Source organism: Tenacibaculum profundi, assembly GCF_052050075.1.
Taxonomy (GTDB): Bacteria; Bacteroidota; Bacteroidia; order Flavobacteriales; family Flavobacteriaceae; genus Polaribacter.
This window is the reverse complement of record NZ_CP197225.1, coordinates 3,286,340-3,311,593: the sequence shown is the minus strand read 5'-3', so window position 1 is coordinate 3,311,593 and position 25,254 is coordinate 3,286,340. Positions and strand designations below refer to the sequence as shown.

Genomic DNA, 25,254 nt, shown 5'->3' with positions numbered 1-25,254 from the left:
TACTTAAAATGAAAACCTTTAAAAAAATCAGTCTTTTCCTATTAATTATTTTCTATTCTACTTCATATTCACAAGAATTAGAGACAATTCTGCTTGCCAAAGATGATGCCCAGAAATTAACAAAAGCTTATTTAAACCCATCTTTTAAAGGGCTTATTTTCGCTATGAACAATGGCTGGTACCACACCGCAAAAGTTCATAAAAAATTTGGATTTGATATTTCTATCGGTGCTAATTTTGCTACTATTCCTAACGAAGAAGAACTATTTTCTATTGCTGAACTTGAGTTATCTAACAATACAATAACAACTAATGGAGCTACTTCATCTCCAACAGTAGCTGGTAGCAATTCAATAAGTCCGGCACAATTTCAATATTCTACACAAATAGAAGGACAAAATGTTTCTGCTAATTTTACAATGCCAACAGGAATAAAAGAAGACCTTCCTGCAAACACTATTCCTGCTCCAGCTATTCAAGTCGGTTTTGGGTTGCCATTTAAACTTGATTTAATTATTCGGTATGTTCCAAAAGTTGGTTCTGAGGATGTAAAAACTGATATATTTGGACTGGGTATTAAAAAAGAAATTACAGAATTATTGGGTCCTTTAGATAAAACTCCTTTACATATTTCGATATTGGCAGCCTATTCAAACATGGGGGTTAACTATGAAATTGGAAATGTGAATAATGATGTTTCTACTCAAAATGCTTCTGCGAATTTTAGCTTAAATACATACACAATTCAAGCTATTGCATCATTAAACTTCCCTGTATTAAACGTTTTTGGAGGCATCGGTTATAATGGAGGTAGTATTCGACTCAATATGCTTGGAAATTACACATTAAACTATAACACTTCGATTAACGGAGCACCGGATGTTGAGGAATCAATTACTGATCCTTTCTCAATAAAAACAAGCTCTGGGAGCATAAATGCAACCATTGGCACAAGGGTAAGTCTCGGTTTTTTTAAATTATACGGAAGTTATTCTCTACAAGAATACAATACCATAAATGCTGGTATTGCCTTTAGTTTTAGATAAAATAAATCGAAATATTTTAACATCTTCAAGCGCTAACTAAAGCTGAGTTTAAATTTTATATAAATCAATACCATAAAAAAACAAAAAATTAATTTTAAATTAAAACAAGCCTGGGTATAACAACCGATAAATTAAAGACTATTGTAACGCAACAGAAATAAAGACAATGGAAGTTTAATAGCAATATAACGTCAACAAATTTACTTAATAATTTACCCCTTTGTTAAAAAGTTTAAAATTTTCGAATACGACTAATTTTTGTTAAAACCACCTAAATTTAGGTGGTCTTTTATTTTTTATCCCTTAGCAAATCGCTATTTTTGTGCATCTTATTAATAAATTATCTTAACTAAATAATAAAAAAATGAAAGTAACAGTTGTAGGAGCAGGTGCTGTAGGTGCAAGTTGCGCCGAGTATATTGCTATTAAAAATTTTGCTTCAGAAGTTGTTTTAGTGGACATTAAAGAAGGTTTTGCTGAAGGTAAAGCCATGGATTTAATGCAAACTGCTTCTTTAAATGGGTTTGATACCAAAATTACTGGAACTACTGGAGATTATAGTAAAACGGCTGACTCTGATATTTGTGTTATCACTTCTGGTATTGCTCGTAAACCAGGGATGTCTCGCGACGAGTTATTAGGTATCAATGCTGGTATCGTAAAATCTGTTTCTGCAAGCTTAATAGAACACTCTCCAAATACTATGATTATTGTTGTTTCCAATCCTATGGATACAATGACGTATCTGGTACATAAAACAACAGGATTACCTAAAAATAGAATTATAGGTATGGGAGGCGCTTTAGATTCTGCTCGATTCAAATACAGATTAGCAGAAGCATTAGAAGCTCCTATTTCTGATGTTGACGGAATGGTTATTGGTGGCCACTCGGACAAAGGAATGGTTCCTTTAACACGCTTAGCTACTAGAAACTCAGTTCCTGTTTCTGAATTCTTATCTGAAGAAAGATTAACTCAAGTTAAAGAAGATACTAAGGTAGGAGGCGCTACTTTAACTAAATTATTAGGGACTTCTGCATGGTACGCTCCTGGAGCTGCCGTTTCTGGTTTAGTTCAAGCGATCGCATGCGATCAAAAAAAGATTTTTCCTTGCTCTACCTTGTTAGAAGGAGAGTATGGTCTTTCAGACTTATGTATAGGAGTGCCTGTTGTATTAGGTAAAAATGGTATCGAAAAGATTGTGGAAATCAACTTGAGTGATGCTGAGAAAAAACATTTAAGTGACTCTGCTGCTGCAGTAAAGAAAAATAATGAAGCTTTAACTTTTTAAAAGAAAGCTTTTTTCATCTATTTACTAAAAAAGACCTAATAATAAATTTATTAAGGTCTTTTTTAGTAAAAACTATTTGAAAGGTGTAAGTTAATATTTAAACAAACGTCTTATTAATCAAAGGAACATCGATAATGTTTCTTTTTCATAGTTTTTCATAGCAATTTTCCCACTTCTTTTTAGAAGTGGGTTTTGTTTTTTATCTTTCGTCATAAATGATCTTCATTGAAAAAAATAATAGTTTCCGTTACCAATGATGTCGCTAATGACCAAAGAGTGTCAAAAGTATGCGATACACTCTATAATTTAAAATATGATGTAAGCTTAGTTGGAAGAAAATTATCGAATAGTAAAAATCTAAAAAGGCACTACCCAATCAAACGCTTTAAATTACTATTCAATAAAGGAGTTTTATTTTATATCGAATTTAATATTCGTTTATTCTTTTATTTACTTTTTTCAAAAAGTGACATTCTTCTTGCTAATGATCTAGATACTTTACTTCCAAATTTTATAGTTAGTAGAATAAAAAATAAAGAGCTTGTATACGATAGCCACGAATTATTTCCTGAAATTCCAGAACTTTTACAACGCCCTTTTAAAAAAAAAATATGGAAAACCCTTGAAAGAATTTTACTCCCGTATTTAAAAAATTGTTATACCGTTAGCGACAGCATTGCGCATTATTATAAGGAAGAATACAATACTCATTTTAATGTTGTTCGAAATATTCCTATTCTATCCAAGACTAAAACAAGGAACTTTACTAAAGTTCCTTTTAAAATAACTAAAAAAAAAATAGTGTTATACCAAGGAGCTGTTAACGTCGGTAGAGGCATAGAACTTATGATTGAAGCAATTGACATCCTTACAGATTGCTACTTTTTAATCATAGGTCATGGCGATATCTTTGAAGAAATTAATAAATTAGTTAGTCAGAAAAACTTGAACAATAAAGTTTATTTTTTAGGAAAAATAGCACCACAAGAATTAAAAGACATCACTCCTTTAGCACATGTAGGCATAAGTATTGAAGAGGACTTAGGACTTAGTTATCGATATTCTTTACCAAATAAAATATTCGATTATATACATGCGCAAATCCCTGTCATAACTTCAAATCTTCCTGAAATGAAAAAAATAGTACATCAATATAAAATAGGTGAAGTTCTAGAAGAGAGAACACCAGAGAGACTTGCTGAGAAAATTGAGTATATCCTAAATAAAAATTATTCAGCAAATTTGAAAAATGCAAAAAAAGAACTTACTTGGGGTAACGAAGAAATTATTATAAAACGAATATTTAACTCTTTTGAATAATATTATTATCATAGTGGCCTTTGACATTCCTTACCCTCCAAATTATGGAGGCGTCATTGATATTTACTACAAAATCAAAAAGCTTAATGAAATTGGTTGTCAAATTATTTTGCATACCTATAAATACGGAAGCAGAAAAGAAAATAAAAAACTCAATGATTTATGCACAGAAGTTTATTACTATGATAGAAAAAGAAGCCTCAAACACTTTTTTTCGTTAACTCCTTTTATTATCGTATCAAGAACTTCTAAAAAACTTACTAAAAGATTACAAAATAATCATTACCCAATTATTTTTGAAGGACTTCATACCACTTCTCCACTTGTTTATAATGAAGCATTGTGTAAAAGAGCATTTGTGAGAACGCATAATATTGAACATCAATTTTATTTTGGCTTGTGTAAAAGTGAACAAAATATATTCAAAAAGATATTTTTCTGGACAGAAGGCCTGAAGCTAAAAAAATATGAGAAAATACTAGATAAAGTCGAAGGAATATTTACCATATCAAAAGCAGATCAAAAATATTTTTCAACCAAATATGGATATAAAACTAAATATATCCCTGTCTTTCACCCTACCACAACACCTTCTATTGCTATTTCCTCAAATACTAAAAAATTTCTTCTTTATCATGGAGATCTTCGTGTACCAGATAATATTAGAGCATCAATCTATTTGATAAATATTTTTAAAAACTCACCCTACAGACTCGTGATAGCAAGTAGTTTTGAAAAAAAACGTATTTTAAAACAAATAGCGAAGCATAAAAACATTTCTTTTAAAAACATCACTGATAAAAATAATTTATCTGAACTACTAGCGAAGGCGCAAATAAACATTCTTATTACGTTTCAAAAAACTGGAATAAAACTAAAATTGATGAATTGCTTATTCAAGGGCAAACACATTATCGCTAATACTAAAATGATTGATGATACTGGGCTTGAAGACTTATGCCATTTGGCAAACTCAAAACAGGCAATACTAGAACAGACAAAAAATCTTCTTTACAAAGAGTTTATTCAAAATGACAGAAAAAAAAGAAAACGTAAACTCAAAGAATTTTGCCCAGTAAATGCTGCGGCTAGTATCCAGTCAATTATCTTTAAGTTGTAGCATGTTGTTGCACGACTTCAAAAAGCTCTCCTCCTTCGCACTTCATTGTTTTCTGTTTAAATTTAACAATAAGCTGATAATCATGAGTTGCCATTAGAATTGTTTTTCCACTTTGATGAATTTCATTTAACAACCCCATAACTTCAAGTGATGTTTTAGGATCTAAATTCCCTGTTGGTTCATCTGCAAGTATCAATTCTGGGTCATTCAAGAGTGCCCTAGCTATAGCCACACGTTGTTGTTCTCCCCCAGAAAGCTCAAAAGTTTTTTTGTAATACTTTTCCTTCATTCCAACTTTGTTAAGCACTTCGTATATTTTCTCTTTCATATCATTCTTGTTTTTCCAACCTGTTGCCTTTAGCACAAACTCCAAATTTTCATATACATTTCTATCACTCAAAAGCTTAAAGTCCTGAAATACAACCCCCAGTTTTCTTCTCAGAAAAGGTATATCTTTTTGCTTCATTTTCTTTAAATCAAAACCTACAATGCTGCCTAAGCCTCGAATTAACTTCAAATCGCCATACAATGTTTTTAGCAAACTACTTTTTCCGCTTCCTGTTTTTCCAATTAAATAATAAAAGTCTCCTTTATGAAGCGTAAAATCGACTTTAGATAACACTAAATTGTCACGCTGATAAATATCAGCCTTTTCAAGTTGTAAAACAGGTGATTCCATAAACATACATTATTTTTACAAAATTAAATTTTATTATTTAATTCTATATAACATTTATTACTTTTGATAGATAATTCTGCAAACAAATACAAAAAACAAACGTTATAGTTTCTAGTTAACTAAAAAATATGAGATTTAATTGTTTTAGAAAGAAAATTTTCTTTCTACTAATACTGGTTGAGACTTGGCAAGGAGTTGCTCAAAAAACTGCTCTGAATGTAGATAATAGTTCTGACTATTATAAAGCTTTAGAACTTTATAATAACAAGGCTTACGCTCCTGCTCAAAAATTATTTATAAATGCCTCAAAAAAGGCTCCTTCAAACTCAACACTAAAAGGAAATGCTGATTTTTATGATGCTATGTGCGCTATAAAACTCACCCAAGATAATGCCAATCAAAAAATACTTGGTTTTGTAAAAAATCACCCATACCATAACAAAAAGGAAACTGCTTTTTTAAAAGTCGGTAACTATTATTTTGCCAATCGCAAGGCATCACATGCATTACGTTGGTATCAAAAGGTAAATGAAAATCTTCTTAACCAAGAAGAAAAAGATGAGTTAAACTATAAAATGGGGTACTCTCTTTTAGTTTCAAATTATCTCAAAGATGCCAAATCACGATTCAAAAGATTGCTAGGAAATCCTGTTTATGGTAACGACGCTCGATACTATTATGGTTACGTTGCTTATAAGCAAGAAAACTTTGGAGAAGCTGAAAATAATTTAAGTCAACTTGCGAATGATGCCACGTATCAATCAAAAGCAAATTATTATATTCTTGATATAAGCTTTAAAGGTGGAAATTTTGATAAATCGGTTCAAATTGGTGAAAAATTACTTGAATCTACAAAAGACAAAAACAAGAGGTCTCAAATCTCTAAAATAATAGGTGAAAGTTATTTTAACTTAAAGAAATACGATTTGGCAATTCCTTATTTAAAGAAATACAGAGGAAAAGGAGGAAAATGGACAAATACAGACTATTATTACTTAGGTTATGCCTACTATAAACAAAAAGATTATGAAACTGCCATCAATAATTTTAACAAAATTATTGGTGGCACAAACAAAGTAGCTCAAAATGCTTATTATCACCTCGGAGAATGTTATTTAGAACTGGACAAAAAAGCGGAAGCATTGAACGCTTTTAAAAATTCGAGTGAAATGGATTTCGATTCAAAAATTACGGAAAGTTCTTGGTTAAATTACGCAAAATTGAGTTATGAACAAGGAAACCCGTACAAAAGTGTTCCTGAGGTTCTTAAAGAATTCATAAAAAAATACCCATTATCAAGTGAAACTGAAAGTATAAAAGAACTACTGATCACTTCCTATTTACATCAACAAGATTATGTTGGAGCACTAGAATATTTAACGCAAAATAAAAACACTAGAAATGATGCTCTTGTAAATGAAGTATCGTATTACAGAGCAATTCAACTATTCAATGAACAAAAAATTGCTGAATCAGTTTCGTTTTTTACAAATGCTTCAAAAGCTGAAAATACAGAGATTGCTAACAGAGCTAATTATTGGTTAGCTGAAACTTCGTATCTAAAAGGAAATTATGAAGAAGCCCTTACTTATTTTTCTTTAGTTTTAGAAAATAACACCCAGGAATTCAATCAATTACACTACAATATTGCTTACGCTCATTTTAAACTAAAAAACTATCCAGAAGCAGCAAAATATTTTGAGGCTTTTTTAAGTAAAAACAGTGATGATACAGATTTAAATGACGATGCCTCTAACAGATTAGGAGATTCTTTTTATGCTTCTAAAAATTATGAAAAAGCAATTTTAGCATATAAAAAAGTTATTGAAGAAGGTGGTGCTGGAGCTGACTATGCGCAATACCAAACCGGTATGAGTTATGGTTTTTTAGGTAAAAGTGATGAAAAAATAACCAACCTTCAAAAGGTTAGTAATAATTATCAAAATTCACAGCTTAGAGATGATGCGTTGTATCAAGTCGCAAATACATTTAACGCTAAAGGAAATGATGATAGCGCCCAAGCAACCTATGACAGATTACTTAAAAAACATCCCAAAAGTAGCTATGTTCCAAACGTACTATTAAGGCAAGGCTTATTATTTTATAATAATGGTAATAACAATAAAGCGCTTGAAAAATATAAAGCTGTTGTTTCAAAGTTTCCTAGTTCTCCAGAGTCTCGTCAAGCTATAACAAATATAAAAAATGTCTATATCGATATAGGAAAAGTTGAAGAATATGCTATTTGGGTTAAAAACATAAAATTTGTAAATGTTTCAGATACCGAATTGGATGATGCAACATTCCAGTCCGCAGAAAATAAATTTTTAGAAAATAACACAGAAAAAGCCATCTCAGGTTTTTCAAATTATCTTCAACGTTTTCCTAATGGATTAAATGCTCTAAAAGCTAACTTTTACTTAGCTCAGTCTTTAAGTAAAATAGGAAGTGAAAATAAAGCCATTCCTCATTATTCTTTTGTGACAGAGCAACCCAAAAATGAGTTTACAGAAGAATCACTGGCTAAGTTAGCGCAGATTTATTTAGACAATGGTAACTGGAAAAACGGAATTGAAGTACTGAATAAATTAGAAAATGAAGCCAATTACCCACAAAATCTTGTTTTTGCGCAAAGCAATTTAATGAAAGGATACTATGAAAGTGAGGAATATGCAAAGGCTATAAAATATGCTGAGAAGGTGCTTGAAAATCCGAAAGTAGATAAAAAAGTTAATGAAGATGCCAATATAATAATTGCACGTGCTTCTATTAGAACCAATGAATATGAAAAGGCAAGAGAGTTCTATCATGAAGTCGGAAAAAGTGCCTCCGGGAAGTTAAAAGCTGAGTGTCTTTATTACAATGCTTTTTTCTTAAACGACGAAAAAGCATATGAAGACTCTAATCAAGCAGTACAAGATTTGATTGCTAATTATTCTAATTATAAATATTGGGGAGTTAAAAGCTATGTTATAATGGCTCAAAATTATTATGCTTTAAAAGATGCCTATCAAGCTACTTATATCTTAGAAAATATAATAAAAAACTTCAAGCAATTCCCTGATGTTACTGAAGAAGCTCAAAATCAACTCAGTACAATAAAAATAAAAGAAGCAAAAACCAACGAATCAGTAACAAAACAAAATTAATAATTGTTACAACTCAAAGCTAAATATTTATAACAATGAAAAAGTATATATGGTTACTTGTTGTGTTTGTGACAACTATTATAAATGCTCAAGATAAAAAACAAAAAGTAAAAGATTCTGTAAAAACAGAAGTTGTTAAGGTAGTAACTTCGTATGTTCCAAAAATCACAGACGCTTTTAAAATAAAGCAAAAGCCTACTATTTCGCATACTAAAGAAACAGAAAAAAAACAACTTAATTATCAAATATATTCGGTTCCTGTAGCCTCTACCTTCATTCCTAAAAGCGGTTCATTAAAAAAAATTAACCTCGGAAAACGTGAAAGACTTTATGCCAATTACCTCTCAGCTGGTTTTGGCAATATGGCAGCTCCCTTCCTAGAGGGTTATTTTAGAAGAAGTATGAACTACGAGAGTGAATTATCAGGTTATTTTAAATTTTTACTATCCTTAAACCCGGTTCAAAACTCTCAATTAAGTAGTACCTTCTACAATCTTGATTTTGATTTAAATCATCAACAATCGGAACGTTATTTTTCATGGAAAGTTGGATTAGATCTTAATAGAGATAAATACAATTGGTATGGATTACCTACTAATATTAACTTTAGAGATCGTGTAATAGACGCCATTGAGGAAGGCCAAACTTTTGGTTCTTATAAACTGTATGGTAGTGTTGATTTTGACGAAAGTTATCTTAACACAGTGCATGGTGCTATTTCTTTTTTTGCCGATGGCTTTAGTAGCTCTGAATTTAATATTGATTTAGGGGCTGATTTTAATTTTTCATTGGATAGAATTCATAGAAACCTTAATGACTTATCTCTTAAAACTACCCTTAACTACATTGGTAGTAAGTTCGATAAAGCCTATGAAAATCAAGACGAGTTGAAATATCGTTTTTTTACAGCCGGCTTAAACCCCTCCTATGAATTTATATTAAATGATTTAGAAATTAAACTAGGCGCCAAAGGTTATTTTTCGCTTGAACTCGAAAGCAACACTAATAATATAATGGTGTATCCGGATGTACTATTGTCACATCCAATTGTTAAAAACTTTGCTAATATTTACGTTGGTGCTTCTGGTGGCTTATACAATAACAGTTACAAAAATTTCACTGATGAAAACCCTTTCTTATCACCTTCTTTGAATATTGTTCAAACTAACGAAAAATACAATGCATTTACTGGCATTCGAGGTAAAATGGGACAACAATTCGGTTATAATTTAAAAGGTAGTTATTCTGATGTTGAGGATATGCCCTTTTTTGTTTTAAATCATTCAAAATCCAATGGAGAAAGAACCACCGACGGAAATGCTTTTATACTTTATGGTTATGAATACGGAAATTCTTTTAAAGTAGTTTATGACAATGTAAAACTAGTTACTATTTCTGCAGAAGCTACCTTTGAGGGAATTAAGGACCTTGCCTTAAGTGCCAATTTACAGTACAACCAATTTACATTGGAAAATATTGAGCATCCGTGGAATACTCCTGAAATAAAAGGAGAACTTGCGGGCTTATATAAAGTATCAAAATGGTACGCTGGCGCCAATATCTTTTTCGTAGGTGATAGAAAAGGCATTCTTTATGAAAATAACAGTGCTTTTCCCTATACCACAGTAGATTTAGAAAGTTATATAGATATTAACTTTAATGGAGGATATCAATTTCATGATGATTTTTCTGTCTTCTTAAATCTTAAAAATGTGCTTAGTAATAACTACCAGCGCTTTACTAATTTTCAAGTGCAAGGTTTTCAGGCAATGGCCGGTATATCTTGGAAATTTGACACCTTATTTTAACAAACAATTTTCAAAATAATTATCATTAAAAAGTCGAGGATTAAATAGCTATAAATCCTCGACTTTTTGGTTTGTTAGTAAAGACATTTACAAGAAAACAGCAACATATTTAAATTATAGTACTATCATATTTTTACGTAGCTTTAACAACTACATAGATTAAATGATCAATTTACAAATGAAAAAACGAACAATACTTTCGCTGGCGATGGCTTGTATTTTTACTGTTTCGTGTAAAAAGGAACACAAGACACCCCAGGAACAAAAGAACTCAAAAGCTCTTTCCGCCGAGGAAAAAAAAGATTCTACCAATATTAAGCACTTATTTAACTCGGTACTTTCAGAAGGTAAGTCTTACCAATGGTTAAGAGATTTAACTTCTATTGGAGGGCGACTTTCAGGTTCTGAAGAAGCTGCAAAAGCTGTTGTTTGGGGCGAAAAAGTGATGAAGGAAGTAGGGTTAGATTCGGTATGGTTACAACCTGTTATGGTGCCTCACTGGGTTCGCGGCGAGAAAGAAATTGCAAACTATACACACAACGGAAAAAAAGTCAATGTTCCTATTTGTGCTCTTGGCTTTTCTATCGCAACTCCCTCTGAAGGAATAACAGCCGAAGTAATTGAAGTAAAAAGTTTAGACCAAGCGGAAGCTCTTGGCGAAAAAGCAAAAGGTAAAATCGTTTTTTTCAATGGCGCTTTTGATAATACTCTAATTAACACTTTTCATGCTTATGGAGGGTGTGTTGGACAACGGTTTGCTGGTGCTGCCACTGTTGGAAAGTTTGGCGCCGTTGGTATGATTGTTCGCTCTATGACCAATGGTATTGATGATTACCCACACACAGGCTCAATGAGCTACAAAGATTTACCAGAAAACAAATACATTCCTGCCGCAGCAATTAGTTCTAGGGCTGCTGAAAATCTTAGCAAACACCTGAGAGAAAGGCCCAACTTAAAATTCTATTTTAAACAAAATTGTAAAACCTTACCAGACACTCCTTCTTTTAATGTAGTTGGGCAAATCAATGGATCGGAAAATCCAGATAAAATCATGGTTGTCGGTGGTCATTTGGATTCTTGGGATTTAGGTGAAGGAGCACACGACGACGGTACTGGTGTTGTTCAGTCACTGGAAGTAGCCTATTTATTAAAAAAGAATGGTATAAAGCCTAAAAACACCCTGAGGGTTGTCTTTTTTATGAATGAAGAAAATGGCTTACGGGGTGCTACAGAATACAATCGACTTGCCGAAGAAAATGACGAAATACATATTGGTGCTTTAGAAGCGGATGCCGGCGGACACACCCCCAGAGGGTTTACCATTGACGCCAATGAGAAAAATGTAGACCTCGTAAAAAGTTGGAAAAAATTATTAGCCCCTTACGGGCTACATGATCTATTAAAAGGAGGTGCTGGAGCCGATATTAAACCTTTAAAAAACGATCATATTACTCTAATAGGATACAGACCAGACTCGCAACGCTATTTTGACTATCATCATACAGAAACAGATACTTTTGATAAAGTAAATAAACGCGAGCTTGAGTTAGGAAGTGCCTCAATGGCTAGTATTATTTATTTAATGGATAAATACCTATACACTAAAAATACTTTGAAGCCATAGTTTAATTTACTTGTTATTATTTCTTTTAATACTCGTTTGAAATGATGTTTCATAAGACAGCGGTATTCATTTTATGGGAACAAAAGATGATTGCGTCATGTCAAAAACAAATAACACACTTTAAACCAAAAGATTACAAAAAACTTCAAAAACGGGATTTTTTTAACATAATTATGACAGAGAGGTAAACGTTTACAACTATTTATAAAAACCTGTAAACGTTTACTTTACAAAAGTAAAAAAACATAAAGTACTGGCTTACAACAAAATATTCTGATTTCCAAATAATAGTATATTTGTAATGGAAACATATACTAATTTGTGTATCCGCCAGTTAGCTATAATGAAAAACTTGCCATATATCATAGAAGTATCTTTAAAACGGAATAAAATTGAAAATATGGAACGCTATCCTTTTTCAATTCCAGCAATACGTGAACTTGACTCTTTAAAGTTAGGTAAAGAAGTTACATTTTTTGTAGGAGAAAATGGTAGTGGAAAATCAACATTATTAGAAGCTCTAGCTGTTTCGTTGGGTTTTAATGCTGAAGGTGGCTCAAAAAATTTCAACTTTAATACACGTAATTCACATTCAAATCTTAATGAATACTTAAGAATTTCGAAATCTCATAAAAGACCCAAAGATGGATATTTTTTAAGGGCCGAAAGTTACTTCAATGTTGCTACAAATATTGAAAACTTAGACAAAGAACCAGGTAGTCCACGAATTATTGATTCTTACGGTTCCGTATCGCTGCACGAGCAGTCTCATGGGGAATCCTTTCTATCTCTAATGATTCATAGATTTGGAGGAAAAGGGATTTATCTACTTGATGAACCTGAAGCAGCTCTTTCTCCAACTCGTCAACTTGCGTTATTAAGAAGAATGAATGATTTAACATCAGATTCTTCTCAATTTATTATAGCAACCCATTCGCCAATTTTATTAGCCTATCCAAAGGCAACTATCTATGAATTTAATGACAAAAAAATCTCAAGAGTAAAATATGAGGATACTGAACATTATAGAATAACTAAAGCATTTCTAGAAAATCCTAAAAAAATGCTCCATGAGTTATTTAAAAAATAACAAAATTAAAAACTACAGCTGACAATATAAATAATAAAGTTAATAAGTGGATCTCAAATTTTGTGCTAATTAATAAAGATTGCCAAATTTTAAAATTCAGATTTAAAGTAAAAAATTAAAAAAATAAAAAGTTCTGGGAAGTTTCTTAACGGGAAAGTTTTTTACTTTTAATCCCGAACTAATCATAACCGAAATGTTTATTTCATTAATAATAACAAAAAAATATGAGTGACATAAAAGAAATAACAGAAGCGCTGATTAAATTCAGAAATGAAAGAGATTGGGAGCAGTTTCACAACCCAAAAGATCTCGCGTTAGCTCTTAATATTGAAGCAGGTGAGCTTTTAGAAAACTACTTATGGAAATCTCATGAAGAAGCAGATAAAGAAAAAGTAAAAGAAGAATTAGCTGATGTTCTTGCTTATTCACTTCTGCTAGCTGAAAAATATGGGTTTAATGTCAAAAATATACTACTAGACAAAATAAAGAAAAACGCAGAAAAATACCCCGTGGAAAAAGCTAAAGGAACTGCAAAAAAATACAATGAGCTTTAATGAATAAAACTCCAGTTAAAATAAATCATTACGACTTTGAGAGCAGTCTATTTGAAGATTTAAGCACAAATCATTTTGCTAAAGACCTTTGGCCCCTAGTTTACATTTTAAGTGATGGCGAAACCAAAACAGCGTATATTGGAGAGACTACTGATGCCTATTCTAGAATGAAAGCCCACTTAAAACATAAAACTAAAAGTAAACTTTCATCTGTCCATTTAATCACAAGCGAAAAGTTCAATAAATCTGCTACCCTTGATATAGAATCCAATCTGATAAAATATATGTCTGGGGATAATGAGTTCACTCTGTTAAATGGAAACCTTGGACTTGCTAATCACAATTATTATCAAAAAAAAGAGATATACTGGGATATTTTTAACACGATTTGGAATCAACTCAGATCAAAAGGAGTATCTAAACATTCAATAGAACATATTAACAATTCTGACCTCTTTAAATACTCACCTTATAAAAGTTTAACTAAAGAACAAAGTCAAGGTTTACTTCAAATTTTACAGAATCTTGCTAAAGAAAAATATAATAATACTATTGTCGAAGGAGGCGCTGGCACTGGTAAAACAATTTTAGCCATTTTCTTGTTTAAAATGCTTTCAAATCAATTAGAGGATTTTAGTTTTAAAGAGTTCGGTGCAGAAGAAAACACTTATCTAGATTTAGTTAATCAGATAAAAAAAATACTTCCAGATCCTAAAATGGCATTAGTTGTACCAATGACCTCATTCAGAGCAACATTAAAAAAAGTTTTTAAAGGTATAAAAGGACTTAGTGCCAGCATGGTTATTGGGCCTGCTCAAGTAAGTAAACAAAAATATGATTTACTTGTAGTTGATGAGTCCCACAGGTTAAGAAGAAGAGTGAACTTAGGCACTTATTTCGGGGCTTTTGATAAAGCTTGTCTAGTACTTGATCTTGATAAATATAATGCAAGTGAATTGGACTGGGTAACCATGCAATCTAAGCATACTGTATTATTCTATGATCAAGGACAGTCAATTAAGCCATCTGATGTAAAAAAAGAACAATTTGACCTAATCAAAAAAGATAAAAACACCGCTATTCTAAAATTAAAATCTCAGTTCAGAGTAAAGGGTGGAAATGCTTATGTTGAGTACATAGACTCTCTATTAAATAATAAGTTAAATCTAGACTCTGCAAAATTCAATTCTAAAGAGTACGAATTTACTCTATTCGATTCAATAGAAACTATGATTGAACAAATAAAACTACGTGATAAAGAAAGTGGGCTTTCAAGGCTAATTGCTGGTTACTCATGGGAATGGAAATCAAAGAAAGACAAAAATGCTTTTGATATCAAAATAAATGATGTTCACCTAAAATGGAACGGTACATCAAATGACTGGATTAATTCAGATGGTGCAATTAATGAAGTTGGCTGTATACACACTACTCAAGGCTATGACTTAAATTATTCTGGGATAATTTTCGGAAATGAAATTTCATTTGACCCTGATAAACAAGAAATTATAGTAAAAGAAGAAAATTATTATGATAAAAACGGGAAGCAATCCATTAAAGACCCAAATGAACTAAAAGCTTTTATTATAAATATATACAAAACTATTATGCTTAGGGGGATAAAAGGCACGTACATTTACGTATGTGACCCCTTATTAAAAGCTCATTTTGATTTTTTTATACACAAACACAAAGCCAATCAGAATGAAAGCAAAACATTATTAAAAACTGGTAATATCAAGCCTTTTGAAAATTCAATTCCACTTTATAACATAAAAGTGGCAGCAGGTGTATTTGGTAAATTACAACAAGTAAAAGATATGGAATGGCTAAAAATTCCTAAAAAAATCAAACCTAGTAAAGACTTATTTGCATGTCAAGTAATTGGTGAGTCTATGAACAAGATAATTCCAAATGGTGCATTATGCTTATTCAGAAAATATTCAGGAGGTTCGAGAAATGGTAAAATAGTCTTAGTTGAAAACTCCAATATGTATGACTCCGATTTCGGTTCATGTTATACAGTTAAAGAATATGAAAGTAAAAAATATGAAGATAAAGATGGTTGGAAACATCAATCGATTATTTTAAAACCTTTATCTACTAACAGCTCATATAAAAATATAGTACTGAAAGATGAAGATTTGTCTACATTTAAAGTAATAGGAATCTTTGAATGTGTAATAGACTAAAAACCAAAATATAACAATGTGTTTTATTCAAAGTATTCTTCGAACTACTAAGACACCATACACGAAATATTAAAAATACACTCACTATACGAGGCAATAAAATAGCTACCTCCTTTTGTTAAATAAACTTGCTCTAGTCAATTTGATTACTTTCTTTACTTCATATATACTTTCTAACAATAAAATAGCTACTAATATCAAAATACAATAAGCATAACAAAATGCTGGTTTAACGACTTTCTCAAAAAATAATCTATAAAAAATTTATTTTAAATGCATCTTTTTAAAAAAGTATACGTCTATTATATGAATAATAAAAACAATAATTATGACCTTTAAAAATCAATGCTCTTGCAACTGTGATGGATGTGCAAATGGTAGCTGTAAAAATTGTACCTGCACTAACTGTACGTGTACTAATTGTAATTGTTAACCAACACCCGATATAATTAATTACTAAAATCGTAATCAAATGGTGTGAAACATCGTTTATCAAAGCTATTTGGCTTTGATAAACGGTATTTTTGTAAATTTATAGAATGACAACAAAACAAGTTTGGCGCAACTATTCAGATGATTTAAAACGTTTTATCTTTAGTAAAGTAAAAGATCAAAGTGTTACAGATGATATTCTGCAAGATACGTTTATAAAAATTCATACAAAACTTCATACACTTAAAGACATCACCAAATTAAAACCTTGGATTTTTAGTATTACCAGAAATTCAATCATTGATTATTTTAAAACGTCCCGTCAAAAAGCTACCCCGCACAATGTTGAGGAAACATCTGAGGAGGAAAATCATGCTCATACTGAACAAGACTGTTTGCGAGCTATTTTAAAAAATCTCCCCAAAAAATATCGTACGCCCCTATTTCTATCAGATATTAAAGGGTTCAAGCAACAGGAAATTGCTAAACAACTCAATCAAAGTTTAGCTGCTACGAAATCACAAATCCAAAGAGCACGAAAATTAATAGCACAAGGGTTTATGGATTGCTGCGGCTTTGTTATGAATAAAAATGGCAAATTAGTTGGTGAAATTCAGGATAAAGATGACTGTAAAATTTGCCAGTAACAAATTGTGATCATTTACCAACTATTTTCAAATTGAATTTCCCCTATTTATTTTTATAACGTATCACGTCCTGATCGTTATCATTGACGGTATTGGTTTGCCCTCCAGAGCTTCCTTTAACCGTTACTTTTAAGGGCACCTCTCCTTGAGAATTATTGGGTGAATTAAAAACGGCTTTTATTCCTACATATGACAATGAATTCCTAGGAAAAACACCTCCATTTCCTCTATATTCAAATTTATGCAAACCGCCATCTAATGTATATACCCAGTCAGAATTATTAAGAGTATATCCATTCAATTCTAGCAAATCAGTATCAAAGTCTAAAGTGTAAGTATTACTGTTTACAATTCTAAATTCAATGGCATCAACCATATTAGGTAAATTTCCATTTGATTCAGCGAAAGCAACAACAAAATCAATATTAGCTGAACTTCCATTAACAACAGTTGTTTGTGTATATATTGTTGGTGCGTAATCGGGAGGTGAAAAATTTCTTACAGTAATGGTCACTGTTGCCTCATCACAGGCTTGAGGGTTTCCGTTGTCACATACTCGATAACGAAAACTATCTGTTCCTGAATAATTTTGACTTGGTGTATATGTAAAATCTCCATTGGAGCTTAAAACAACATTCCCTTTACTTGGGTTGGTTACCGGAGTGCTTCTTACAGTTTGTGTATTTCCTTCTGGATCACTATCATTATCTAATACATTTCCTTTTAAAATACTATTGTAGTCAGTACTATAACCATCGTTTACAGCGCTGGTTGTATTCGTTTTACGACAATAAGTAACATTGTCCAGTCTTAAAATTCCATCATCAGCTCCTCTCCCATTAGGATTTACCGTATTTAACTTTAACTCTATTCTATTGATAGAGGTTACCCAGCTAGGTAAACGTATTTCTGCAGTAAGATTGGGATTTTGAGCTAACCTCCTACAGGTCATGGGCCATATACCGGTTGTTCCAGAAACCCAACTTGCACCGTTTCTAACTTGATTATCACCTGATTCTCCATTTTGATTACTTGGACTTTTCGCCCACCAAAACTCCGTTCCGTTTACTAATAATCTAAAAGCGAGTGAAGCACTTTGTCCTCCTGAATAACATGCCTCTCCTTCTTGACCGTTATTCGCGGCCCAAGAAAATCGAAGTCTGTAACCTCCAGAAGGAGCTGTTGAACTTGTAATAGTTGAAGATAGCGGAATACTGGTAGTATGATTTACATTTTCATTACCATATCCCTGATATCCAGTATCAACTCTTGGATTTTCTGTTTGAGTAACGCAAGTACCCCCTGTTACATTTCCTCTAAAAACACTATTCAACCTTAAAATACCATCATCAGCTCCTCTTCCATTAGGATTCACAGTGTGCAATTTTAGTTGAATACTTGATATTTTATTAACCCATGTTGGTAGTCTAATCTCAGCAGAAATATTAGGATTTTGAGCAAGTGATTTACAAGTCATATTCCAATTTCCTGTTGTACCAGAAACCCAACTAGCACCATTTCGAACTTGATTATCTCCCGACTCCCTATTCTGATTACTTGGACTTTTTGCCCACCAAAATTCAATTCCATTTACAAATAGCTGAAAAGCTAGAGAAGCGCTTTCTCCACCTGAGTAACAAGCCTCTCCCTCTTGCCCATTATTGGCTGCCCAAGAAAATGAAAGTCGATATCCCCCACTAGGAGCTGAAGAATTGAGAAGATTAGACGATAGGACAACATTGGTGGTATGATTTACGTTCTCATTGCCATATCCACGATACCCCGTGCTAACATTATAATGATCTATTTGACCTACGATTATTTGATTTACAAATAGTGTTAAGAATATAACTAAAGATTTGAATTCTAACCTAACACTTTTAAAAGAGAACACCCCTACATTTAACATACTAAATATTTTTAAAATTGCAATCAATAAGTTTCTTTAGTGATTACTAATTATATTATACGTGGGGGGGGGGGGGGGTTAAATTACTCAAAGATAATAATTTAAATCATTATTGAAAGCTCCTATTTTTAATATGTTAAATTATACTTCTAATTAAAACCAACAGATCAACTAAAATATGACCTAAAAAAGAGTTTTCTATTATTCTTCAAACACAAAAAGTGCTATCTAATATTTACTTTTTCTACCTTATTCTAAATGAAACACCTATACCTGCATACCATGAATCAGTATCCATCCAGCCCCCGTTAATATCAAATTGAATATCTTTATGAGGGATCCATGTAATACCAGAATGAATACGATTTAAAACACTGTCGTTATAATATTCGATAAAGTATTCAAACATACTTCCAATAGGAGTACCAATTAAAAATATGTTGTAAAAATTATCAATATATCCAAGATTATAATTGACAAATATATTTTTAAAACTTTTGGACATTGCCAACCTGAAATCATTCTTATTACTTACTAAATCTCTATTGTAAATAAAAGAAGTACCTATACCATAACTTGTATTTTCAGGATTCATCACCATAAATTTTACGCCTGCTGTATTTAAACTTGTATAATCAGTAGCGACTCTTAGTTCTATTTTATTAGTTATAGAACCTCTTAAAAAAGTAGTAAAATGAACACCTGATAAATGATTAAAAAAATCCAATCCATTTTCAAATTGTAGCTTATTTGGTGTAATAATCGAATACGATTCTGTTAAAGTAGGTCGTTGAGCATCTATAACCTCAACATTATCTTGCTGTGCATATGATAAAAACGGTATCATAATACTCATGAAAAAGGGAAAAATAACTTTCATTACTGCGTAATCTTTTTAAATGCAGATCAAAAATAATAATTTGACAAAAACAAACAATAAACAAATTTCCTCTATTCAGTTTTTTATTTATAATTAGCCATGATAAATTTAATGGTTTATTTTTTTTATGAGCAGAACACCTATTCATTTTAGATTTTTTTGATGATTCCTATTTAGATATAGATTTTAAAGGTTGACTTCTTGCCAACTAAAAAACCCCATAAAAAATGGGGTTATATTTTATATACTTTATGGTGTGAGTAATGTATACTAACTTTTTTAAAGGAAAAACAGCGCACCAAAGTTAATAGAACTTCTGCTGTTTGTTATATTTTCTCCATTATTTTCTTTATTAATGGAATTGAAACCACTTTGACCATCAAATTCAAAAAAAAGACGTGTATTTTCACTTATCTGAAACTTATATCCAATACCCAAGGCTAAACCAATATCTGTCGTCTCAAAGCTTTCCATTAATTCAATATTAGTAGAGATATCTTTTAAATTAACATCAATTAAAAACCCGGCATATAAACCAAAATTTAGGTACCAATTTCTATTTGACCCAAAATGCCAATTCGCTAAAACTGGTATCGTAAAATAACTTAGCTCATAATCTGAAATAACACGCTCTCCTGTATCATAATTATCTAAGAATCCATTACCCCATCCTTTTTGATCATAAATAAGTTTTGTTTTAATTCCCCAACGATCTGAGAAATAATACTCTCCAGTTAAAGCAATATTGAACCCTGTAGTATGATCAGTACTTAGATTGCTATTATTAAAAGTATTTCGTCCAAGCGTTACATTCGAAAAATTAACACCAATATTTCCTCCTAACTCGATGTCTCCTTTTTCTTGTGCTTTAAGAAAATTAAAAGATAAAATAGTAATACTAATAGCAACTAATAGCTTTTTCATAATAATTAATTTAACAATTTCGGGGCAAATATATAAATTAAAAGTAAAACTATCTTCTTTTCTTTTTTAATCTTCTTGATTTATTTCTTGGTGATTTTGAATGCTCTTTAAAAGTAATAGCATCATCAAATGTGTTCTTTGCTTTTCTCGGTGAATTCTTTCGCCACGATGCGTCTTCTGGGAGTAATTTTTTTAATAAGTCAGCACGACCTACTTTAGTTAATTTATCCTTAATCCATTTTCTATTTTCTTTCTTATACCAAAAGAAAAATTTATGTTGATCTAACTTTTCTTGTTTTGTTTTAGGTGTTTTTACCTCTTTTAAAGTGTAAGGATGGTATCCGCTATAATAAATAACAGTAGCTACTGTCATTGGTGTGGGTGTAAAATCTTGTACTTGCTCTAACTGAAACCCCATATCTTTTGTCTCAGCAGCGAGGTTAGCCATATCTTCTGGCTCACAAGCTGGATGACTTGATATAAAATAAGGTATTAGTTGAAGGTTCAACTTCCTCTTTTTATTTATTTTATCAAATCGTTCCTTAAACTTATGAAAATATGAAAAAGAAGGCTTTCGCATTAATTTCAAAACGGGGTCTGAAGTATGTTCTGGTGCTACTTTTAACCGACCTGAAACATGTTTTGACATTACTTCTTCTGTATAGGCATCTAATTCCTTATGGTCTGCATTTTTATTAAATTCAGGTACCAGCATGTCATGCCTTATCCCACTTCCTATGAATGACTTTTTTACTTTTGGATGCTTATCAACAGCCTGATATAACTCTGTTAACGGTTTATGTGAGGTATCTAAATTACTACAAATAACTGGTGATATACAAGAAGGTGCAACACATTTATCACATATTGCTTGTACTTTTCCCTTCATTTGATACATGTTTGCGGAGGGACCTCCAATATCAGAAAGATATCCCTTAAAATCATCCATCTTAGTTAATTCATCGACTTCTTTTAAAACCGATTCTTTACTTCTGCTAGCTATAAATTTTCCTTGGTGTGCTGAAATTGTACAAAAACTACATCCCCCGAAACAGCCTCTATGAATATTAACTGAAAATTTAATCATTTCGTAGGCCGGAATTGCACCCCGCTTATTGTATTTAGGATGCGGCATTCTTGTGTAAGGCAAATCAAAAGAACCATCGATTTCTTTCTCTGTCATCGTTGGAAACGGTGGATTGATCATTAATTTCCTGTCTCCTACCGCTTGAAAAATTCTTCTTGCGTAAAGTTTATTAGACTCTTGTTCTATTATTTTAAAATTCGAGGCATATGCTTTTTTATCTTTCAGACAGATTTCATGTGAAGAAATTTCAATATCATTCCAGTTTTTATTTTTGGGAATTTTTTCTCCATCTTCTAATAAAACAGCGGTCTGTTTGATGGTTTTTAAACTTGAAAAGGGAACTCCTTTTTGCAAAAGCTCTACCAATTCTCTTAGTGGCTGTTCTCCCATACCATACACCAGCATATCAGCTCCAGAGCTTTCCAAAATAGAGGGCATTAATTTATTAGACCAATAGTCGTAATGCGTTACTCTCCTCAAAGAGGCTTCAATTCCTCCAATTAAAACAGGTACCTCTGGAAATTTTTCTTTTAAGATTTTTGTATAGACCGAAGTTGCATAATCTGGTCTAAACCCTTTGTCTCCGTTGGGTGTATATGCATCTTTATCTCTTCTCCGTTTACTTGCTGTATAGTTACTTACCATAGAATCCATACAACCCGCGGTTACAGCAAAAAATAATCGGGGTTTACCCAATTTAATGAAGTCCTGTAAATTATCATGAACGCTTGGTTGTGGAACAATCGCTACTCGTAGTCCATAACTTTCTAAAATTCGACCAATAACAGCTGGTCCAAAAGCTGGATGATCTACATACGCATCGCCACTAAATAGAATTACATCTAATTCATCCCATCCTCTTAACTTTACCTCCTTATTTGTGGTAGGTAACCAATCTGAAAGTCGTCTAATTCTCATACCAGTGCAAAGGTACGTTGTTTTGATTTAATTTACTGTTGTTACTATGAAACATTAAAATAACGTCTTTAAATTATTTTATTTTCGACTATTAAAGTAAGCTAACAAAAAATACTTTCTATCTATAGAAAGTATTTTTAATCAATATTTTAATTACTGACTATTTAAAAGAGCTTATCCCTTTTTTCAACCAGTTATAATATTCATCTACTTCTGGTGTATAAGCTACAGGATCGATTAAATTTTCTTCATTTAAGTCCATTAAAACATAATACGGTTGTGAATTTGTTTTATATTTTATGGTTTGTAGTTCGCTCCATTTTTGACCAATATACCTTAACTTTTTTCCCGGGCGCAATTTTGACGCTACAATTTCATCATTTTCTAAAGCTCGTTTATCATCTACGTAAAGGGAAATTAAAATAACCTCATTCTTCAGCACTGATAATACTTTATCCTTCACCCAGACATTTTGTTCCATTTTTCTGCAATTCACGCAAGCGTGTCCAGTGAAATCAATCAACACGGGCTTGTTTACCTGCTTTGCATAAGCCAGACCTTTGTCATAATCGTTAAATGCTAGTATATTGTGAGGCGCCATTAAATGCGCTCCATCAGGTAACGTTGCTTGAAAATCATTTGATTTAGAAACAGAAACTGAGCTCGCTTTTTGATACCCTACTCCATATGGAGATTCACTGTAATTCTGAGGTGGAGGAAATGCGCTTATTAAATTTAAAGGGGCTCCCCATAAGCCTGGTAACATATATAATGTAAAAGACAATGAAACCAAACCAAGACTTAACCTTCCTACAGAAATATGTGATAAAGCGTCATCATGTGGTAGTCTAATTTTTCCAAATAAATAAAGAGTAAGTGTTCCAAAAATAGCAATCCATATGACTAAGAAAACCTCGCGCTCCAAAAAGTGCAACTGCAGAACCAAATCAGCGTTTGATAAAAATTTAAAGGCTAATGCTAATTCTAAAAAACCCAAAACAACCTTCACTGTATTTAACCATCCTCCAGATTTTGGTAAAGAATTCATCCAACCAGGGAAAATTGCAAATAAAGTAAATGGAAGTGCTATAGCCATTGAGAATCCTAACATACCAACAATTGGAGCAAGTCCTCCTTTTGAAGCTGATTCAACTAATAATGTCCCTACAATCGGACCTGTACATGAAAAAGATACAATCGCTAAAGCTAGTGCCATAAAGAAAATGCCTACTAAACCTCCTTTATCTGCTTTCGTATCGATTTTCGTTCCCCAAGAACTGGGTAAGGTAATTTCAAATGCTCCTAAAAATGAAATGGCAAAAACAACTAGTAAAAAGAAAAACAACAAATTAAACCAAACACTAGTAGATAAAGCATTTAAAGAATTTGCTCCAAAAACACCTGTAACAATAGAACCAAGAACAACATAAATTACAATAATAGAAACCCCATAGATAATGGCATTCCTTATACCCTGCGATTTATTTTTACTCTGTTTTGTAAAAAAACTAACAGTCATAGGAATCATTGGAAACACACAAGGTGTTAACAATGCTGCAAATCCTGAAAGAAAAGCTATTAAAAATATAGCTAGTAAACCTTTTTCGGTGCTACTGTCTTTTTTTTTTTAAGAGCTTTAGCTTTCGTCAAATCAAAAGATAAGTCAATCTCTGTTGGTGGTAAGCATTGTGTTTCTCTACAGACCATAAATTCTACTGATCCCTCAACTTTTTGAGTTCCTTTCTGAACTTGTACCTTTTGCCTAAAAGATGCTTTGTTTGAAAAAGATTTAACTTTCATATTAAACGTTTCATCCATAACAGTATGCCCTTTTTCTTCTGTAACCTTTCCTATTAATTTGAAACCTTTATTCTCAGTAAAAAAGAATGTTGTTGGAATAGGACCTCCTTGTTTTACATTCTGAGAATAAATATGCCAACCCGTTTCTATCATGGCAGTTGCTACAAGGTTGTACTCTGATTCTGATATTTTTTCAACAGAAGCCTTCCATTTAACAGGCTCGTATATTTGTGAAAATCCTTTGTTAGAAAAAGTAATGAATAATAAAACAAGTATAAATTTAATACTACTTTTTAGGGGAACGTTTATTATTGATTTCATCTATCTATTTTGCTTTTATTATCCGATAAATGTAATTAAATAAAATTTTAAAATAAATAAATATTTTTTAATTTATGGTTATTTTAAAATTTCAGCCGTAATATACTAAGACAACTTCTTACGAAAACTGCCAAATCTTAGTTACAATACTAAAAAATGAAATTTTAACTCAAAATCGTGTTATACGATTTATGTTTGCATACTACATAATAAATACTTCTGCCCTTTATTACTTAAAATACTTCCTAATAATATAAACACCTTGCAAGAATAATTCATAAAAATTTTCACACTAAAAAAGACACCTTAAAACATAAACCAGCTATCTATTCTGTTAACTTTTATATATAACTAAAATTAATTATTTAGTTTTGCTTTGTTTTTAAAACAAAACTATCAATCCTTCACTACAAAATCAAAGTGATAAAATTAATTTCACAAAATTTTGTTAGTATTTTTAAAA

General features: G+C 31.7%; 16 protein-coding genes and 1 pseudogene. 11 read left to right on the top strand and 6 right to left on the bottom strand.

What is annotated here, in order from left to right; genetic code table 11:
* Positions 1 to 8 precede the first annotated feature (8 nt).
* The 4 genes from ACSIGE_RS13380 (at position 9) to ACSIGE_RS13365 (ending at position 4,777) form a co-directional block, all read left to right on the top strand.
* The gene (locus ACSIGE_RS13380) at positions 9 to 1,046 is read left to right on the top strand and encodes a DUF6588 family protein (protein WP_440880377.1); all 1,038 of its coding nucleotides are present in this window, start codon (positions 9 to 11) and stop codon (positions 1,044 to 1,046) included.
* A gap of 364 nt (positions 1,047 to 1,410) precedes the next feature.
* Positions 1,411 to 2,337: a malate dehydrogenase gene (mdh, locus tag ACSIGE_RS13375; protein ID WP_440880376.1), complete on the top strand. Its 927-nt coding sequence runs from the start codon at positions 1,411 to 1,413 to the stop codon at positions 2,335 to 2,337.
* Positions 2,338 to 2,562: 225 nt separating this feature from the next.
* Positions 2,563 to 3,657: a glycosyltransferase gene (locus tag ACSIGE_RS13370; RefSeq protein ID WP_440880375.1), complete on the top strand. Its 1,095-nt coding sequence runs from the start codon at positions 2,563 to 2,565 to the stop codon at positions 3,655 to 3,657.
* Entirely contained in the window at positions 3,650 to 4,777 is a 1,128-nt protein-coding gene (locus ACSIGE_RS13365) for a hypothetical protein (RefSeq protein WP_440880374.1), read from the top strand. The genes ACSIGE_RS13370 and ACSIGE_RS13365 overlap by 8 nt, the downstream gene beginning before the upstream one ends.
* Here ACSIGE_RS13365 and ACSIGE_RS13360 read toward each other — a convergent pair.
* Positions 4,767 to 5,456, bottom strand: coding sequence for a cell division ATP-binding protein FtsE (locus ACSIGE_RS13360; RefSeq protein WP_440880373.1), 690 nt, complete (start codon positions 5,454 to 5,456; stop codon positions 4,767 to 4,769). The two genes, ACSIGE_RS13365 and ACSIGE_RS13360, sit on opposite strands and share 11 nt — an antisense overlap.
* A 128-nt stretch (positions 5,457 to 5,584) precedes the next feature.
* Here ACSIGE_RS13360 and ACSIGE_RS13355 point away from each other — a divergent pair, with 128 nt between their 5' ends.
* The 7 genes from ACSIGE_RS13355 to ACSIGE_RS13325 all read left to right on the top strand — a co-directional run bounded on the left by ACSIGE_RS13355 (position 5,585) and on the right by ACSIGE_RS13325 (position 16,952).
* A complete protein-coding gene (locus ACSIGE_RS13355; RefSeq protein WP_440880372.1) occupies positions 5,585 to 8,605 on the top strand; it encodes a tetratricopeptide repeat protein in 3,021 nt (1,006 codons plus the stop codon).
* Between the two features lie 35 nt (positions 8,606 to 8,640).
* The gene (locus tag ACSIGE_RS13350; protein ID WP_440880371.1) at positions 8,641 to 10,413 is read left to right on the top strand and encodes a hypothetical protein; all 1,773 of its coding nucleotides are present in this window, start codon (positions 8,641 to 8,643) and stop codon (positions 10,411 to 10,413) included.
* Between the two features lie 178 nt (positions 10,414 to 10,591).
* Positions 10,592 to 12,037: a M20/M25/M40 family metallo-hydrolase gene (locus ACSIGE_RS13345; protein ID WP_440880370.1), complete on the top strand. Its 1,446-nt coding sequence runs from the start codon at positions 10,592 to 10,594 to the stop codon at positions 12,035 to 12,037.
* Positions 12,038 to 12,437: 400 nt separating this feature from the next.
* The gene (locus tag ACSIGE_RS13340) at positions 12,438 to 13,127 is read left to right on the top strand and encodes an AAA family ATPase (RefSeq protein WP_440880369.1); all 690 of its coding nucleotides are present in this window, start codon (positions 12,438 to 12,440) and stop codon (positions 13,125 to 13,127) included.
* 224 nt (positions 13,128 to 13,351) lie between these two features.
* Entirely contained in the window at positions 13,352 to 13,681 is a 330-nt protein-coding gene (locus tag ACSIGE_RS13335) for a nucleotide pyrophosphohydrolase (RefSeq protein ID WP_440880368.1), read from the top strand.
* Positions 13,681 to 15,873, top strand: coding sequence for a DNA/RNA helicase domain-containing protein (locus ACSIGE_RS13330; RefSeq protein WP_440880367.1), 2,193 nt, complete (start codon positions 13,681 to 13,683; stop codon positions 15,871 to 15,873). The genes ACSIGE_RS13335 and ACSIGE_RS13330 overlap by 1 nt, the downstream gene beginning before the upstream one ends.
* A gap of 539 nt (positions 15,874 to 16,412) precedes the next feature.
* A complete protein-coding gene (locus tag ACSIGE_RS13325) occupies positions 16,413 to 16,952 on the top strand; it encodes a sigma-70 family RNA polymerase sigma factor (protein ID WP_440880366.1) in 540 nt (179 codons plus the stop codon).
* A gap of 43 nt (positions 16,953 to 16,995) precedes the next feature.
* On the opposite strand, the gene ACSIGE_RS13320 is transcribed toward ACSIGE_RS13325, so the two are convergent.
* The 5 genes and pseudogenes from ACSIGE_RS13320 to ACSIGE_RS13300 form a co-directional block, all read right to left on the bottom strand.
* Positions 16,996 to 18,861 (bottom strand): Ig-like domain-containing protein, encoded by a 1,866-nt coding sequence (locus ACSIGE_RS13320; protein ID WP_440880365.1) that lies wholly within the window; start codon positions 18,859 to 18,861, stop codon positions 16,996 to 16,998.
* Between the two features lie 244 nt (positions 18,862 to 19,105).
* Complete coding sequence (locus ACSIGE_RS13315; RefSeq protein ID WP_440880364.1) at positions 19,106 to 19,741, bottom strand: hypothetical protein; 636 nt, start codon at positions 19,739 to 19,741, stop codon at positions 19,106 to 19,108.
* Positions 19,742 to 20,020: 279 nt separating this feature from the next.
* Complete coding sequence (locus tag ACSIGE_RS13310; RefSeq protein ID WP_440880363.1) at positions 20,021 to 20,665, bottom strand: porin family protein; 645 nt, start codon at positions 20,663 to 20,665, stop codon at positions 20,021 to 20,023.
* Positions 20,666 to 20,714: 49 nt separating this feature from the next.
* The gene (locus ACSIGE_RS13305; RefSeq protein ID WP_440880362.1) at positions 20,715 to 22,670 is read right to left on the bottom strand and encodes a YgiQ family radical SAM protein; all 1,956 of its coding nucleotides are present in this window, start codon (positions 22,668 to 22,670) and stop codon (positions 20,715 to 20,717) included.
* 160 nt (positions 22,671 to 22,830) lie between these two features.
* Positions 22,831 to 24,791 (bottom strand): annotated as a pseudogene (locus tag ACSIGE_RS13300) (protein-disulfide reductase DsbD family protein).
* Positions 24,792 to 25,254: the final 463 nt, after the last annotated feature.